Genomic DNA, 14987 nt, shown 5'->3' with positions numbered 1-14987 from the left:
CGAAGCGCCCGACGCACGACTCTTTCGCCGCGGCGGGGGCTCATGGCATGCTCACCGCCGACGCAGACATGAACGTCGTTCACATTCATGAAAGGCGGATCGGGCTCATGGCGACCAGGGCGAGCACGGGGAACATCAGCAGGCGTGGACTGCTCGGCAGCGCGGTGGCCGTCGCGGCGGCGGCGGCCACCGGAGCGGCCGGCATCGGGACGGCGTTCGCGGCGCCGCGCGAAGGCTCCGCAACCGGCTTCCCAACCGGCTCCGCAACCGGCTCCGCGACCCGTGCGGGCGGCGGCAGACCCCAGCACACCCCGCTCTGGCGGGAGTTCACCGAGACACCCCTCACCCACCCGCAGATCCCGTTCGTCGGCCGGGCCGGCTACCGCGGCGGCGCGGACCTCCCCCGCCACACAGGCCACGGCTTCACCGCCAACGTCCTGCACTACGGCGCCAGGCCCGACAACTCCGTCGACGCCGCCCCCGCGATCAACCGTGCCATCGCCGCCGCCGGGAGGCGCGGCGGCGGCACGGTGCTCATCCCCGAGGGCACCTACCGCATCGACGACATCATCCGCATCGGCCACAGCGACGTCGTCGTGCGCGGCGCGGGCAGCGGCCGCACCAAGCTGTACGCGACCCGCAGCCTCACCGAGCTGATCGGCGTCTACGGCAGCCGGTACGGCGGCGACAAGTCCAGCTGGTCCTGGGCGGGCGGCCTCATCTGGCTCTGCCCCGAGGACCGTTGGACCTCCCTCACCGACGCGATCAAGGCGAAGGACTGGCCCTTCGAGGGCTGGACCGGCAACAAGCGCGACGAATGGCGCACCCTGACCACCGTCGCCCCCGCCCGACTCGGCGACCGTACGATCACCGTCGACGACACCCGGAAGCTGAAGCGCGGCGCACTCGTCCTGCTCCGCCTCGCCGACGACTCCGCGCACACCCTCCTGGAGCACATGGCGGGCGGCGGTCCGGGCCCCGAGGCGTACTACTGGGACGACAAGACCAAGCTGACCTCGTACGTCCCCTACGAATGGCCCGTCCGCGTCACCGCCGTGCACGGCCGCAGGGTCACCCTGGAACGCCCCCTCCCGCTCGACGTCCGCCCCGAGTGGGACCCCCGGCTCACCACTCTCGCCACCCCGCTCACCGGCTCCGGCGTCGAGGGGCTCACGCTCGAAGCGGTCGAGACCCCGCAGTCGAAGCACCTGCTCGACGAGGGGTACAACGGCGTCGCGTTCCAGTGCGCGTACGACTGCTGGGCCGACGACATCACCGTCCGCCATGTCGACAACGGCTTCGGCCTCATCGGCGCCTCCGCCTGCACCCTGCGCCGGACGAGGGTCGCGGGACGCGGCTCGCACCACCCGTACTACTGCCGCGAGGGCTCGCACGACAACCTGGTCGAGGACTTCACCATCGAGCAGCGCACCGTCCCCGCGCCCGCCGGGACCCAGCTGCACGGCATCAACGTCGAGGGCCTGTCCAGCTACAACGTCTGGTCGCGCGGCGAGATGGAGATGGGCACGTTCGACTCGCACCGGGGGATGCCGTTCGCGAACGTCCGCACCGACATCACGGTGAACAACAACGGGCAGCACGGCGGCGACGCGAGCGCCGGGCCCCTGTTCGGCGCCCGCTTCACGCACTGGAACATCAGGGTGACCAACGGCCGGGCGGGCCTGATGCGCATCGACGGCCTCGCCCCCTGCAGCGCGAGCGTCGGGATCAGCGAGGTGACGGAGTTCGGCCAGATCGACGTCCCCGACTTCACGGGTGACCTGCACACCCGCCTGGAGGCGTACGGCACACCGGAGGCAGTCCGTCCGCAGAACCTGCACGACGCCCAACGGTCCCTGGGCCGCTGACGGACGGGGCCGGCGCTGCGGCGGACTCCAGCCCCGCAGCGCCGGCCCCACCTGCGGTCCTTCAGCCCCGCAGCGCCGACTCCACCTCACCCAGGGCCGCTTCGAGCCGGGGCGCCACTTCCTTCCACGTCCAGGCCAGCTGCTCCTCGTCCGCCTTCCGGGGCACCGTCTCCACCAGCATGATCAGGTAGAGGTACGAGCGGTAGAGCGCGAGGCGCAGCCGCAGCGAACCGTCGAACTCCACCGGCCCGCCCGGCGCCGACTCCCCGTATCCGGCCAGGAGATCCTTGTCCTCCTCGATGTCCGCGAAGAGGGCGAGCGAGACGAAGTCGGCGGCCGGATCGCCCCAGAACATCCGCTCCCCGTCGATGATCCCGCCGATCCGCCGCGCCCCCGGCTCCCCGGACACCAGGATGTTCCCCTGCCACAGGTCGAAGTGGACCAGGGCGGGCCGTGTGACGTCGTCCAGTACGTACGAGGCGGCGGCGAGCACCTCACGTATGCCGGGGACCGCACGCGGCAGCCTCGCCGCGTAGCTCAGCGCGTCGTCCAGCACGGCGTCGGTCATCGTGGTGAACGCCTGCCGCCAGGTCGGCGCCAGCGGGGCGAGCGCGGCGGAGGGGTAGCCGAATCCGCCGGGCGCCGGGGCGGCGTGCAGCCGGCCGACGAACCGCCCCAGCTCCGCGCGCAGCCGCTGCTCCTCGCCCTCGGCCATCGTGTCGGTGACCTCGTGCCAGGGCCGCCCGGGGCACGCCGTCATGACCACGTACGCGCCCCCGGGGGCGGCGGCGTCGAGCCCGCTGTGGACGACGCGGGGGACCGGGGTCTCCTCGGTGAGGGCGGCCGCCGCGTTGTAGAAGGCGACCTCGTTGACCAGCAGGTCGCGCTCGTAGCCGAGGTGCGCCCCGGCCTTCACGGGCGGCGGAGTCTTCACCACCCACTCCCGGCCGTCGGTGAGCCGGACCCGGGTGACGGCGTTGTACGTGCCGCCGGTGAGCGGTTCGCACGCGGCGATCAGCTCCGACGGCACGCCTACGGAACCGAGCACGGCGGACAGGGCGGAATCGATCGGCATCAGCGGACCCCCTTCGGGTGGTCACCCGGGTACGTGTCGCGGCCGGCCGGGGCGAAGACCCAGCTCAAAGCGTGCTCGGGTGATCACGACGTAGTCACGATCAGGGGCGATGCCCGGTCTGACGGATTGCCAAACCACAGCGGGCTCATAGAGTTGGCGCACCCCCACGATCTCCCCACGGCCGCGCCGAACCCGGCGGCGGCTGCCTTCGTGCGGGCGAGACGACTTGATACAGAAGGATGGGCCATGCGACCCACTGCCATACGCCGTACCGCTGTTGCCGCCACCGTGATGTCCCTGGCCTTGCTCACCGCGGCCTGCGGTTCGGACGCGTCGGACAAGGACGGCGGCGACAAGGGCAAGGCGGACGGAGCCTCCCCGGGCAAGCCCGCCGCCGCCAAGGCGCTGACCGCCGCCGAGCTGGAGAAGATCTCGCTCGCCCAGGGCGACGTCAAGGGCAACAAGGTCTCCAAGGCCGGTCCCGAGGACGCCGTTTCCGCCGGTGACGTCACTGTGGACAAGGCCGCCTGCGACGTCTTCGGCGATGCGCTGATGGGCGCCCAGTCCGGCTCCTCGGCCTCGTCCACCCAGCGCAAGGTGATCAGCGAACCGAAGAAGGGCGCCGGCGAGGACAGCGCGGACCTCGACGAGGCGTTCGAGGCGGCCTTCGACATCACGACGACGCTCACCACGCTCTCCTCCTACGAGGGCAAGGGCGCCGAGGAGTACCTGGCCGGCCTGCGGTCGGCGGCGACCGGGTGCGCGTCCGGCTTCACGCTGACGGTGGGCGGGACGAAGCAGAAGATCGTCAAGATCGCGGAGGAGCAGGTCAAGGGCGGCGAGGACGCCGTCGGCTGGACGGTGACCATCGAGTCGGAGGGCGACAGGACGACGATGAAGCTCGTCCAGGTCCGGCAGGGCACCACGGTCGCCTCGTTCAGCGCGATCAACCTGGGCGCGGCCGCCTCCGGCGGCGGCTTCGAGATGCCGACCGCCGTGATCGAAGCGCAGGCCGCCAAGCTGATCTGACGCCTCATCAGTAAAGGCTCGGCCGTCGGGCCTGCCCGCCCCGGTCAGGGCAGCGGGACGAGCCGCACCACGGTGACGGTCAGCACCGACCCGGAGACGTAATAGAGCACGATCGCCCCGGCGACGGTGGCCTCACGGCGGTCGTGCTCCTCCTTGACGGCGGAAGACCCGTGCCCGTACGGCTCGCGCCCCAGGGACCGCGCCATCTGGTCCCGGAAGGTGCCGCCGTCCCGCATCTTGGCCAGGGTGTCGTCGGCAGGTGGCGCGTAAGAGATCCGGAAGCTCAAGCGACGTTCCGCCTCTCGGCCTCGTCCCGCGCCAGCCGGTCCAGGATCCGCTCGGCCTCCGGATCGGGTACGGCCTCCAGCATCCAGTGCCGCATCACGGCCTGGATCTCATGCACCCCGGCCCCGTTGATGGCACCGTCGAACTCCCCGCGTCTCGCCTCGGGCAGGGCGGCGCGGATGGCCGGGATGCTGTTGGGCACCTCGACCTCGGCACCGCCGACAAAGGTCTTCAGGGGCTCACCCATAGCCGCTCTCCCGATCTCCCCGCATGCGCCACAGGGTACGACGAGGGAAACGGGGCGTCACCTCCGGCCGCTCCAGCACCACTTGAGGGCCTCGCGTCGGCCGCACGATGGACAGGTCATCGCGAGAGCCTGGTGCGCGACGCGGTCGAGCCGCGCCGTGCGCGGCGGCTGAGGGCGCGAGTCGCCGGGGCCTCGCCGTGCGGGACCCGGAGGGTGCCGGTCCGGCCGGGCGGGGAGGAGTTCCGGGGAGCGGCGGAAGTCCTGGCCCGCCGCTTCTGCGCGTTGGGGGATGACGGCGTACTGATCGGGCAGCACCGCCCCCCGGCAGAGGCCCCAGCACAGCAAAAAGCCCCCCACCACGCGGAAAACCCGCAGGTGGGGGGGCTTCTTCGGCTCTGCTTACTTCTTCTTGCCCTGGTTCTTCACGGCTTCGATGGCCGCCTTCGCCGCGTCCGGGTCGAGGTAGGTGCCGCCCGGCTTCAACGGGCGGAAGTTCTCGTCCAGTTCGTAGGCGAGCGGGATGCCCGTCGGGATGTTCAGGCCCGCGATGTCGGCGTCGGAGATGCCGTCGAGGTGCTTGACCAGGGCGCGGAGGCTGTTGCCGTGCGCGGCGACCAGGACCGTGCGGCCGGCCAGCAGGTCCGGGACGATGCCGTCGTACCAGTACGGCAGCATGCGGACGACGACGTCCTTGAGGCACTCGGTGCGCGGGCGCAGCTCCGGCGGGATCGTCGCGTAGCGCGGGTCGCCGCTCTGCGAGTACTCGGCGCCGTCCGCGAGCTCCGGGGGCGGGGTGTCGTACGAGCGGCGCCAGAGCATGAACTGCTCCTCGCCGAACTCGGCGAGGGTCTGGGCCTTGTCCTTGCCCTGGAGGGCGCCGTAGTGGCGCTCGTTCAGCCGCCAGGAGCGGTGCACGGGGATCCAGTGGCGGTCCGCGGCCTCCAGCGAGAGCTGGGCGGTGCGGATCGCGCGCTTCTGGAGCGAGGTGTGCACGACGTCGGGAAGCAGGCCGGCCTCCGTCAGCAGCTCACCGCCGCGGACCGCCTCCTTCTCGCCCTTCTGGGTCAGGTTGACGTCCACCCAACCGGTGAACTGATTTGTCGCGTTCCATTCGCTCTCGCCGTGGCGGAGGAGGATCAGCTTGTACGGTGCGTCGGCCATGCGTCCGAGCCTAATCGAACCCGTGAGGGCCGCGCGCGCCCGGCCACAGGGCGGACAGCCGGACGGCCGGGGGAGCCGGGGCACAGGGCGGACAGCCGGACGGACGGGGGAGCCGGGGCGGCTTCGATTGACGGGAGCTGTCAATCGAGTGGCCGGGCGCAATCCGTGGTTCGTAATGTTCGGATCGTCGGCGGGCCTCTTACCGCCTCATCCGTTCACGTACGCCCCGGGGGGAACCCGCATGTCTGTCGCCGCGCTCAGGCGGGCCACCCGCGACACCGTCTCCGGGCTCCCCAGGGAGTTCTGGTGGCTGTGGACCAGCACCCTGGTCAACCGGCTCGGGGCGTTCGTCGCCACGTTCATGGCCCTGTACCTGACCCTGGACCGGGGCTACTCGGCCTCGTACGCCGGGCTGGTCGCCGCCCTGCACGGGCTCGGCGGGGTCGTTTCCTCGCTCGGGGCCGGGGTGATGGCCGACCGGTTCGGGCGGCGGCCCACGATGCTGGTCGCGCAGGTCTCGACGGCCGTCTCGGTGGCCGTGCTCGGTTTCATGGTCCATCCGGTGGCCATCGCCGGTGTCGCCTTCTTCGTCGGCCTGTCGAGCAACGCCTCGCGGCCCGCCGTCCAGGCGATGATCGCCGACATCGTCCCGGCCGAGGACCGGGTCAGGGCCTTCTCGCTCAACTACTGGGCGATCAACCTGGGCTTCGCGGTCTCCTCGGCCGGAGCCGGGTTCATCGCGGAGTACAGCTATCTCGCCGGCTTCGTCGGTGAGGCCCTGATGACCCTGTTCTGCGCCGTCGTCGTCTTCATGAAGGTGCCGGAGTCCCGCCCGGAGAAGTCCGCCGCTCGCACCGGGGCCGGGCCCGCACCGGGCGGCCCGGACAGCGACGACGTACGGCTCGGTACCGTGCTGCGCGACGGGCGGTTCATGGGGGTCGTCGGGCTGTCCTTCGTCATCGCCCTGATCTTCCAGCAGGGGTACGTGGGGCTGCCGGTGGCCATGGGGACGGACGGGTTCAGCAGCTCCGACTTCGGTACCGCCATCGCCGTCAACGGCGTGCTCATCGTGGTGCTCCAGATCCCGGTCACCCGCTTCATCCAGCACCGCGACCCGCGCCGGCTGCTCATCGTCTCGTCGCTGCTGGCGGGGTACGGGTTCGGGCTGACCGCGTTCGCCGGGTCGGTCGCCGTGTACGCGCTGACGATCTGCGTGTGGACCGTTGCCGAGATCGTCAACGCGCCCGTGCAGAACGGCCTGGTCGTCCAGCTCTCCCCGGCCCACGGGCGGGGCCGCTACCAGGGCATGTACACGCTGTCCTGGGCCGCCGCCGCGCTGGTCGCCCCGCTGCTGTCCGGGGTGGTCATCGACCATTTCGGGGCCGGGTGGCTCTGGGGGATGTGCGCGGTCCTGGGCACGGTCGCGGCCCTCGGGTACCGGCTGCTGATGCGGAACCTGCCGCAGCCGGGCGGGACGGTCGTGACGGCGGAGATCGGGCACGGCAGCACCACTCCCGGACCCGCCGCTCCGGAGCCCACCGCCGAGCGCACCGTCTGAGCCGGGCGGACCGTCTGAGCCGGGCGGACCGTCTGAGCCGGGCGGACCGTCCGACCCGGACCGTCGAACGCGACGGGCGCCCCGCTCGGGGGCGCCCACCGTTGTTCCGCGTCCGTCAGCCCGAGCAGCCGCCGCACTGGCACGGCGCTCCGGACTGGCATCCGCACCCGCAGCCCGAGCCGCATCCGCAGGCACCGAGGACGGCCCCCCGAGCGACGTCGGCGGATGTCTCCTGCTGGGGTTCGGTCGTGGGGGAATCGGCCATGGTTCCTCCTCAAGGCGTACGACAGGGCCGTACGCCCGCACGGGGCCCACGACCGGGGCGTACGGACAAGTCGTGCCGCCCCACCCCATTGCATGCCCACCCGGGCAGGCGCATCAACGGCGCACACGTGCAGGAACGCATGTGCGAGAAAACGCGCCGTCGTACGCCGGTCTGCCCTTGCCCTTGCCCCTGCCCTGCACCTGTCCTGCCGGGGCTGCCCGGCTGCAGCGCCGCCCGGCGCTTGCGGTTACGCGCCCTCCACCGGCGCCGACTGCTGGATCTCGTCCGCGTGCTCGCCCGTCACCAGGTAGACCACGCGCTTGGCGACCGAGACCGCGTGGTCGGCGAACCGCTCGTAGTAGCGGCCCAGCAGCGTCACGTCGACGGCCGTCTCGATGCCGTGCTTCCAGCGGTCGTCCATCAGGTGCTGGAACAGCGTGCGGTGCAGCAGGTCCATCTCGTCGTCGTCCTGCTCCAGCTGGAGCGCCAGGTCGACATCCTTGGTGATGATCACCTCGGCGGCCTTGGCCATCAGGCGCTGCGCCAGCTGCCCCATCTCCAGGATGGTGGCGTGCAGGTCGTGCGGCACCGCCGACTGCGGGAAGCGCAGCCGGGCCAGCTTGGCGACGTGCTGGGCGAGGTCGCCCGAGCGCTCCAGGTCGGCGCTCATCCGGAGCGAGGTCACCACGATCCGCAGGTCCGTGGCCACCGGCTGCTGGCGGGCCAGCAGCGCGATGGCCCTGGCCTCCAGGTCGTGCTGGAGGTCGTCGACCTTCTGGTCCGCGGCGATCACCGTCTCCGCGAGCTTGAGATCGGCATCGAGCATGGACGTCGTCGCCCGGCCGATCGCCGACCCGACGAGCCTGGCCATCTCGACCAGCCCCTCGCCGATCGAGTCGAGTTCCTCGTGGTACGCGTCACGCATGGGAAGTCCCTCTCCAGTCCTAAACCGAGGCCGGGGCCAGCTCTGAACCCCACGTTGCCACCGTGACGGCCGTACGCGTCGGGTTCCGACCGGCCAAGTGAACCGGTGCTTGCTCCTCGGTGAACTCTGGGCGACGAGTGTTCGAGTAGGCACTCGGATGGCTGGGAGAGTGTCCGCCCGGCCGCATAACCTGGAGCTATGGACGTGAACGCGGCGGTCGCCGCAGCTGCAGCGATCGCCGGGCTGTGTACCGGTGTGATCGCGATGCTGGCGTTCCGCTGGAGCGAGCGCGACCAGAAGAAGCCGACGCGTACCTCCCTGCGGCCCGACAGCAATGCCCCCCTGCCCCCCGGAGTCGACACGGTCCTGTCCGTGCTGAGCTCCTCCGCCGTCGTGCTCGACGAGAGCGACAGCGTCGTCAAGGCCAGCTCCGCCGCGTACGCGCTCGGGCTGGTCAGGGGCGGACGGCTCGCCGTCGAACCGATGCTGAACATGGCCAGGGACACCCGCCGTGACGGCGAGATACGCCAGGTCGAACTGGACCTCCCACGGCGCGGCACCGGGCGGGGCGAGGCCCTCGCGGTCTCCGCCCGGGTCGCCCCGCTGGGCTCCCGGCTGGTGCTGCTGCTGGTCGAGGACCTCACGGAAGCCCGCCGCATCGAGGCGGTACGGCGCGACTTCGTCGCCAACGTCAGCCACGAGCTCAAGACCCCGACCGGAGCGCTCTCCCTGCTCTCCGAGGCCGTCATGGACGCCTCCGACGACCCGGAGGCGGTCGAACGGTTCGCGGGCCGGATGCAGATCGAGGCGACCCGGCTCACCAACCTCGTACAGGAGCTCATCGACCTCTCCCGGGTGCAGAACGACGACCCGCTGGAGGACGCCGAACCGGTCCGGGTGGACGAACTGGTCGCGGAGGCCATCGACCGCTGCCGGCAGCAGGCCGGCTCCAAGCAGATCACCATGGCCGCCGGCGGCACCGCCGAGCTCCGCATCTGGGGCAACCGGGGCCAGCTCGCCGCCGCTCTCGGCAACCTCGTCGAGAACGCCGTCAACTACAGCCCCGCCCGCACCCGCGTCGGCATCGCCGTCCGCCGGGTGGCCATGTCCGGCGGGGACGAGATCGAGATAGCCGTGACCGACCAGGGCTTCGGCATCTCGGAGAAGGACCGCGAGCGGGTCTTCGAACGCTTCTACCGCGTCGACCCGGCCCGCTCACGGGCCACCGGTGGCACCGGCCTCGGCCTCGCCATCGTCAAGCACGTGGCCGCCTCGCACGGCGGGGAGGTCACCGTCTGGAGCTCGGAGGGACAGGGCTCCACCTTCACCCTGCGGCTGCCCGAAGCGGGCGCCGTGAGGGAACGGGACCGCACATCAGGCGGACCGCTCATCGTCAACGGCGACGAGGGGCCTCACCAGGCCGCCGCCCCCGACACTCTTGATTCATTTCCTGCCCCGGAGGCTCTTCCGTGACCCGAGTGCTTGTCGTCGAGGATGAGGAATCCTTCAGCGACGTCCTGTCCTACATGCTCCGCAAGGAAGGCTTCGAGGTCGCCATCGCGGCCACGGGTCCCGACGGCCTGGACGAGTTCGAGCGCAACGGCGCCGACCTCGTGCTGCTCGACCTGATGCTGCCCGGACTGCCCGGCACCGAGGTCTGCCGGCAGCTGCGCAGCAAGTCCAACGTCCCCGTGATCATGGTCACGGCCAAGGACAGCGAGATCGACAAGGTCGTCGGCCTGGAAATAGGAGCCGACGACTATGTGACCAAGCCCTTCTCCTCGCGTGAGCTCGTCGCCCGTATCCGCGCGGTGCTGCGCCGCCGCGGGGAGCCGGAGGAGGTCACTCCGGCCGCTCTGGAGGCCGGGCCGGTCCGGATGGACGTGGACCGCCACGTCGTCACCGTCTCCGGCGGCAAGGTCGACCTCCCGCTCAAGGAGTTCGACCTGCTGGAGATGCTGCTGCGCAACGCCGGCCGGGTGCTGACCCGGATGCAGCTGATCGACCGGGTCTGGGGCGCCGACTACGTGGGCGACACCAAGACGCTCGACGTCCACGTCAAGCGGCTGCGCGCCAAGATCGAGCCCGACCCGGGCGCGCCGAGGTTCCTGGTGACGGTGCGGGGCCTCGGGTACAAGTTCGAGCCGTAAACCGGCCCGCTGCCCGCTGAGGGCCGAGAGCGGTACACACGGCTGAGGCGCCTCCCGGAGCGGGAGGCGCCTCAGCCGTGTGCGCGGTTGCGTGTGCTCGCGTCTGCGTGCGCGCGCTCGTGGGTCAGGTGTTCGGCTGGGCCGAGTCGGACGCCGCGTCGGTCGGGGTGGTCTTGTCCTCCGAGGAGGCAGACCCGGAGGGGGTGCCGGACGTGGAGCCCGGGGTCTTCTCCGTGGCGGAGCCGGAGGGTGTCGCGTCGGACGAGGGGGACGCCGAGGCGTTCGCGTTCGGCAGCTCCGGGAGCGCGCTCGGGCCGAAGCCCTTGAAGTAGCTGGTGGCCGGGACGACGGTGGCGCCCAGCGGGATGTCGCCGGACTCGCTGAACTTGAAGACCAGGTTCTGGACGTTGCCGTTCTGCGTGGCCTCGCTGCCGTTCTCGATCACGGCGGCCGCGTTGTCCTTGCCGCCGATCACCACCCGGCCGCCGGCCGGTACGACGACCGGTCCCGTGCCCTTGGCGGCGTGCAGCTGCACGGAGACGCTGGTGCCGGTCAGCGCGATGGCGTTGAGGGTCTCCGGCTTGGTGCCGTTGTTGAACAGCGTGGCGATCACGACGGCCGGACCCTTGGCGCCGGCTTCCGGCTGGGTGACGACATTGGCGTTCTGGATCTTGATGGTGCCGACCGAGGTGGCGGCGTTGTCAGGCCTGACTTCGAGCGTCTGCGCGTTCTTGCCCGCACCACATGCGGAGAGCGCGGCGATCGAGAACGCGATGGCGGTGGCGGCGAGAGCGCCGTGTCGAAGGCTGCGGCTCACGGCGGGGGCAACTCCTTGAACGAGCGGACTTACGGACGGGGTCGGGCGAGTCGTGTCGAAGTCGCCCCAAGCGGTGTGACAGCGGTCAGGTTACCGAGCCGCCGTCCCCGTCCCGCACCCGACCCGCCCCCTGGACGTACCGGGGATCGCGGGCCGGACCGGGGGCGATGATTCGCAAGCCGTTCACATAACGCGCTTGATCAATTCCGCCGGATGTCCGTCCGGCGCTTCCCGCGCGAGTTCCACCGGCCTTGACGTGCCCCGGCGCATTCATTGCGGATAATCCACGCGACATCCGCCCGACGGCCGAACGTTGATCAATTTCATTGGGCATCGGCACTTACCGCCGTACGGGTGATCGATCCTCGAACGGAGTACGGAAAGTTCACCATCCTGAACCAGGCAAAACGGGACGTTAGGTCCCTTCCGAGCAAGTTCCGACGGGTGTAACGTCCGCGTTTCTCCTCCCCCGTACAGCGCCTCCGACCTGCGAATACCCCCCTCGATGTGCCTTCCGCAGCACGTACGTGTTGCAGTTGTCAAGCCCCGAGATATGCCCTGACCTGCGAAAACGCCATTCAGGAGAAGCAGTTCTCGTGTTACTCTTGATAGCCACGGAAGGGGTACCTGTCACATGACGTTCAAGGTTGGCGACACCGTGGTCTATCCCCATCACGGGGCCGCGCTGATCGAGGCTATCGAAACTCGCCAGATCAAAGGCGTGGACAAGACCTACTTGGTGCTCAAGGTCGCCCAGGGCGACTTGACGGTGCGTGTGCCTGCGGACAATGCGGAGTTCGTGGGTGTGCGTGACGTGGTCGGTCAGGAAGGGCTGGACCGGGTCTTCGAGGTGCTGCGCGCGCCGTATGCCGAAGAGCCGACGAACTGGTCCCGACGCTACAAGGCAAATCTCGAAAAGCTCGCCTCCGGCGATGTCATCAAGGTCGCGGAAGTAGTCCGTGACCTGTGGCGTCGTGAGCGCGAGCGCGGACTCTCCGCAGGTGAGAAGCGCATGCTCGCCAAGGCTCGCCAGATCCTGGTGAGTGAGCTCGCTCTCGCGGAGAACACCAACGAGGACAAGGCCGAGGCTCTGCTGGACGAGGTCCTCGCGTCCTGAAGTGCTCGTGTCTGATGTCCGAACCGGATCGCACCGGTCCGGGACGTCCGAGACGTAAATAATGTGCCGCGGTGCCCGCTGACCAGCCGTTCGAACGGCCTGTCGTCGGGCACTGCGGCATGTCCGGGCATGGCCGTCGGCGCGCGCCCGATTGCGGATTTCGGACGCGCGGATTCCGGCCATATTCCGGATTCCGGGCACCGGGACGTCAGGGCGCGAGGCCCAGGTGTCCCGGATGTTGTTCTCGATGCGGCGACGCGTTGGCCTCGTCGACGATCCCCCGGTACTTTGCTCGCGATCTTGTGAAGTCGACGTGTCAGGCCGATCCCGAGCGGCCGGTGCGGTCCTCGTCTCGCCCGGGGTCACGGAAAGGGTCCCGGCCGAGTCATGGCGTAGCGCCTGGCTCGATTGAGGCCATACCCACGTCGGCCGTGGAGACAAACATGCCGATGCTTCGGAGTGCAACCGATGTCTGATCAATCACTTCCCCGCCGCACCGCCGCCGTGATTCCGGCGGCCGGCCGCGGTGTACGGCTCGGCCCCGGCGCCCCCAAGGCGCTCCGCGCGCTGGGCGGAACGCCCATGCTCGTCCATGCGGTCCGGGCCATGGCGGCCTCCCGTCAGGTCTCCCTGGTGGTGGTCGTCGCACCGCCGGACGGCGCGCCCGCGGTCCGAAACCTGCTCGACGAGCACGCACTGCCGGAGCGCACCGAATTCCTGGTCGTGCCCGGTGGCGGGACCCGGCAGGAGTCGGTGAAGCTCGGCCTGGACGCGCTGCCCGCCGATGTCTCCGCCGTCCTCGTGCACGACGCGGCCCGCCCGCTGGTGCCCGTCGACACGGTGGACGCGGTGGTCGAGGCGGTACGGGCCGGAGCGCTCGCCGTCGTCCCGGCGCTGCCGCTGGCGGACACCGTCAAGGAGGTGGAGCCGGGCGTGCCGGGGGAGCCGGAACCGGTGCTCTCCACCCCGGTGCGGTCCAGGCTGCGGGCGGTGCAGACGCCGCAGGGCTTCGACCGCGACACGCTGGTGCGGGCCCACGAGCGGGTCGCCGTCAGCGGCGAGGGCGCGACCGACGACGCGGGCCTGGTCGAGCAGCTCGGGGCGCCCGTCGTGGTCGTCCCCGGACACGAGGAGGCGTTCAAGGTGACCCGGCCGCTGGATCTGGTCCTGGCCGAAGCGGTTCTCGCACGCAGGAGGGCGAACGATGGCTTCTGAGGAGCAGAGGGTTTCCGGGGAGCGGACGGCTCCCGAGAGCTCCGGGGGTCCCGGGGCACGCAACGCGCCGGTGATCCCGCTCGTCGGGATCGGTACCGACATCCACGCCTTCGAGGAGGGCCGCGAGCTGTGGTGCGCGGGGCTCCTGTGGGAGGGCGAGGGCCCCGGGCTCGCCGGGCACTCCGACGCGGACGTGGTCGCGCACGCCGCGTGCAACGCGCTGTTCTCGGCCGCCGGTCTCGGCGACCTCGGGCAGCACTTCGGCACGGGCCGCCCCGAGTGGTCCGGCGCCGCGGGGGTCACGCTGCTGACCGAGGCGGCCCGGATCGTGCGGTCCGAGGGGTTCGAGATCGGCAATGTCGCCGTCCAGGTCGTCGGCGTACGGCCGAAGATCGGCAAGCGGCGCGACGAGGCGCAGCGCGTGCTGTCCGCCGCCGTGGGCGCGCCGGTGTCGCTCTCCGCCGCCACCTCCGACGGGCTGGGCTTCACCGGCCGTGCGGAGGGCATCGCGGGAATCGCCACCGCGCTGGTCTACCGACCGGTCTGACCTGCCGCGGAGCCGGCCGGGCGGGCCCGGCGGACCGCCGGGCCCGTGGCCTTGTTGCACATCAGTCGCACGTACTCTGGTACGGCAATGAGGTGACGCGAGGGACGGGAGAGGCTCCGGGATGAGTACGACGACAGTGGCCGCGGTACGGGCCGATGCCGACGGATACGTCCTGCGCACCGCCACCCCCCGGGATGTCGACGGTGCGCGGGCCGTGATGCTCGACACCGTCTACCGCGACCTGGGGTCCGGCTACGTACCCCGCTGGCACGCCGACATCATCGACCCCGAGTCCAGCTATCTGCGGCCCGCGCGCTGCACCCTGCTGGTGGTCGAGCGCGACGGCGAGATCGTCGCGACGGGCGCCGTGCGGGACCGCGGACCGCAGGCGCCGCCCAATCCGCAGTGGGTCGCGGACCGCTTCCCGTCCGGCACCACCGCCCAGCTGTGCCGGATCTACGTGGCGCCGGAGCACCGCAGGCGCGGGCTGGCGCGGCGGCTGGTGCGGGAGCTCCGCGACTTCGTCGCGCGGGCCGGCGGGTACGAGGCGGTCTACCTGCACACCGACCCGTCCGTGCCGGGCGCGGAGCCGTTCTGGCGCTCGCTCGCGCGGGAGGTGTGCGACGAGCGCACGCTGCCCGGCCGGGGTCAGAGCGTCGTCCACTTCGAGCTGCCGATGCCCGCCGCCGGCTGAACCGCGCCGGCCCTCGTCGCACCATTTCAGATGA

At 70.9% G+C, this 14987-nt stretch carries 15 protein-coding genes; 9 read left to right on the top strand and 6 right to left on the bottom strand.

The window, feature by feature from the left end; genetic code table 11:
• Positions 1–107 precede the first annotated feature (107 nt).
• The gene (locus ACIP89_RS29040) at positions 108–1868 is read left to right on the top strand and encodes a glycosyl hydrolase family 28-related protein (protein ID WP_402117521.1); all 1761 of its coding nucleotides are present in this window, start codon (positions 108–110) and stop codon (positions 1866–1868) included.
• 61 nt (positions 1869–1929) lie between these two features.
• Here the strand turns inward: ACIP89_RS29040 and ACIP89_RS29035 are convergent, their stop codons facing one another.
• Entirely contained in the window at positions 1930–2943 is a 1014-nt protein-coding gene (locus ACIP89_RS29035; RefSeq protein WP_402117519.1) for a phosphotransferase family protein, read from the bottom strand.
• Between the two features lie 246 nt (positions 2944–3189).
• Between ACIP89_RS29035 and ACIP89_RS29030 the strand changes: the two genes are divergently transcribed.
• The gene (locus ACIP89_RS29030; protein ID WP_402117517.1) at positions 3190–3972 is read left to right on the top strand and encodes a hypothetical protein; all 783 of its coding nucleotides are present in this window, start codon (positions 3190–3192) and stop codon (positions 3970–3972) included.
• A 44-nt stretch (positions 3973–4016) separates the two neighbouring features.
• On the opposite strand, the gene ACIP89_RS29025 is transcribed toward ACIP89_RS29030, so the two are convergent.
• The 3 genes from ACIP89_RS29025 to ACIP89_RS29015 all read right to left on the bottom strand — a co-directional run bounded on the left by ACIP89_RS29025 (position 4017) and on the right by ACIP89_RS29015 (position 5665).
• A complete protein-coding gene (locus ACIP89_RS29025; protein WP_401922599.1) occupies positions 4017–4259 on the bottom strand; it encodes a hypothetical protein in 243 nt (80 codons plus the stop codon).
• On the bottom strand, positions 4256–4504 hold the full coding sequence (locus tag ACIP89_RS29020; RefSeq protein ID WP_389208016.1) for a hypothetical protein: 249 nt from the start codon (positions 4502–4504) through the stop codon (positions 4256–4258). Before ACIP89_RS29020 ends, ACIP89_RS29025 begins: the two co-directional genes overlap by 4 nt.
• A 399-nt stretch (positions 4505–4903) precedes the next feature.
• The gene (locus ACIP89_RS29015) at positions 4904–5665 is read right to left on the bottom strand and encodes a phosphoglyceromutase (protein ID WP_401922601.1); all 762 of its coding nucleotides are present in this window, start codon (positions 5663–5665) and stop codon (positions 4904–4906) included.
• A 241-nt stretch (positions 5666–5906) separates the two neighbouring features.
• On the opposite strand from ACIP89_RS29015, the gene ACIP89_RS29010 reads away from it, so the two are divergent.
• Positions 5907–7223, top strand: coding sequence for an MDR family MFS transporter (locus tag ACIP89_RS29010; RefSeq protein ID WP_402117516.1), 1317 nt, complete (start codon positions 5907–5909; stop codon positions 7221–7223).
• A 512-nt stretch (positions 7224–7735) separates the two neighbouring features.
• Here ACIP89_RS29010 and phoU read toward each other — a convergent pair.
• A complete protein-coding gene (gene phoU, locus ACIP89_RS29005; protein ID WP_401922605.1) occupies positions 7736–8413 on the bottom strand; it encodes a phosphate signaling complex protein PhoU in 678 nt (225 codons plus the stop codon).
• A gap of 198 nt (positions 8414–8611) precedes the next feature.
• Here phoU and ACIP89_RS29000 point away from each other — a divergent pair, with 198 nt between their 5' ends.
• Both ACIP89_RS29000 and ACIP89_RS28995 read left to right on the top strand, forming a co-directional pair.
• Positions 8612–9886 (top strand): sensor histidine kinase, encoded by a 1275-nt coding sequence (locus ACIP89_RS29000; protein ID WP_401922608.1) that lies wholly within the window; start codon positions 8612–8614, stop codon positions 9884–9886.
• Positions 9883–10563: a response regulator transcription factor gene (locus ACIP89_RS28995; protein WP_073733027.1), complete on the top strand. Its 681-nt coding sequence runs from the start codon at positions 9883–9885 to the stop codon at positions 10561–10563. Before ACIP89_RS29000 ends, ACIP89_RS28995 begins: the two co-directional genes overlap by 4 nt.
• 124 nt (positions 10564–10687) lie before the next feature.
• Here the strand turns inward: ACIP89_RS28995 and ACIP89_RS28990 are convergent, their stop codons facing one another.
• Positions 10688–11380, bottom strand: a complete 693-nt coding sequence (locus tag ACIP89_RS28990; protein ID WP_402117514.1) for a DUF461 domain-containing protein — start codon at positions 11378–11380, stop codon at positions 10688–10690.
• A 634-nt stretch (positions 11381–12014) separates the two neighbouring features.
• Between ACIP89_RS28990 and ACIP89_RS28985 the strand changes: the two genes are divergently transcribed.
• From ACIP89_RS28985 to ACIP89_RS28970, 4 genes are all read left to right on the top strand, one after another.
• On the top strand, positions 12015–12497 hold the full coding sequence (locus ACIP89_RS28985) for a CarD family transcriptional regulator (protein WP_006380568.1): 483 nt from the start codon (positions 12015–12017) through the stop codon (positions 12495–12497).
• A gap of 468 nt (positions 12498–12965) precedes the next feature.
• Positions 12966–13712, top strand: coding sequence for a 2-C-methyl-D-erythritol 4-phosphate cytidylyltransferase (ispD, locus tag ACIP89_RS28980; RefSeq protein ID WP_401922613.1), 747 nt, complete (start codon positions 12966–12968; stop codon positions 13710–13712).
• The gene (gene ispF / locus ACIP89_RS28975; protein WP_371776995.1) at positions 13702–14259 is read left to right on the top strand and encodes a 2-C-methyl-D-erythritol 2,4-cyclodiphosphate synthase; all 558 of its coding nucleotides are present in this window, start codon (positions 13702–13704) and stop codon (positions 14257–14259) included. Before ispD ends, ispF begins: the two co-directional genes overlap by 11 nt.
• Before the next feature lie 121 nt (positions 14260–14380).
• Positions 14381–14953: a GNAT family N-acetyltransferase gene (locus tag ACIP89_RS28970; protein ID WP_401932499.1), complete on the top strand. Its 573-nt coding sequence runs from the start codon at positions 14381–14383 to the stop codon at positions 14951–14953.
• Positions 14954–14987: the final 34 nt, after the last annotated feature.

The organism is Streptomyces sp. NPDC088730, assembly GCF_044751215.1.
Lineage (GTDB): Bacteria > Actinomycetota > Actinomycetes > Streptomycetales > Streptomycetaceae > Streptomyces.
Note: the sequence above shows the minus strand (reverse complement) of the source record. Positions and strands in the feature narration are given on the sequence as shown.

Bases quoted from the DNA above. Each gene is read 5' to 3' on its own strand.
- ACIP89_RS29040 (WP_402117521.1), top strand. From the start codon at position 108: ATGGCGACCAGGGCGAGCACGGGGAACATCAGCAGGCGTGGACTGCTC.
- phoU (WP_401922605.1), bottom strand. From the start codon at position 8,413: ATGCGTGACGCGTACCACGAGGAACTCGACTCGATCGGCGAGGGGCTG.
- ACIP89_RS28970 (WP_401932499.1), top strand. From the start codon at position 14,381: ATGAGTACGACGACAGTGGCCGCGGTACGGGCCGATGCCGACGGATAC.
- ACIP89_RS29020 (WP_389208016.1), bottom strand. From the start codon at position 4,504: ATGGGTGAGCCCCTGAAGACCTTTGTCGGCGGTGCCGAGGTCGAGGTG.
- ACIP89_RS29030 (WP_402117517.1), top strand. From the start codon at position 3,190: ATGCGACCCACTGCCATACGCCGTACCGCTGTTGCCGCCACCGTGATG.
- ACIP89_RS29010 (WP_402117516.1), top strand. From the start codon at position 5,907: ATGTCTGTCGCCGCGCTCAGGCGGGCCACCCGCGACACCGTCTCCGGG.
- ACIP89_RS28985 (WP_006380568.1), top strand. From the start codon at position 12,015: ATGACGTTCAAGGTTGGCGACACCGTGGTCTATCCCCATCACGGGGCC.
- ispF (WP_371776995.1), top strand. From the start codon at position 13,702: ATGGCTTCTGAGGAGCAGAGGGTTTCCGGGGAGCGGACGGCTCCCGAG.
- ACIP89_RS29035 (WP_402117519.1), bottom strand. From the start codon at position 2,943: ATGCCGATCGATTCCGCCCTGTCCGCCGTGCTCGGTTCCGTAGGCGTG.
- ispD (WP_401922613.1), top strand. From the start codon at position 12,966: ATGTCTGATCAATCACTTCCCCGCCGCACCGCCGCCGTGATTCCGGCG.
- ACIP89_RS29015 (WP_401922601.1), bottom strand. From the start codon at position 5,665: ATGGCCGACGCACCGTACAAGCTGATCCTCCTCCGCCACGGCGAGAGC.
- ACIP89_RS29000 (WP_401922608.1), top strand. From the start codon at position 8,612: ATGGACGTGAACGCGGCGGTCGCCGCAGCTGCAGCGATCGCCGGGCTG.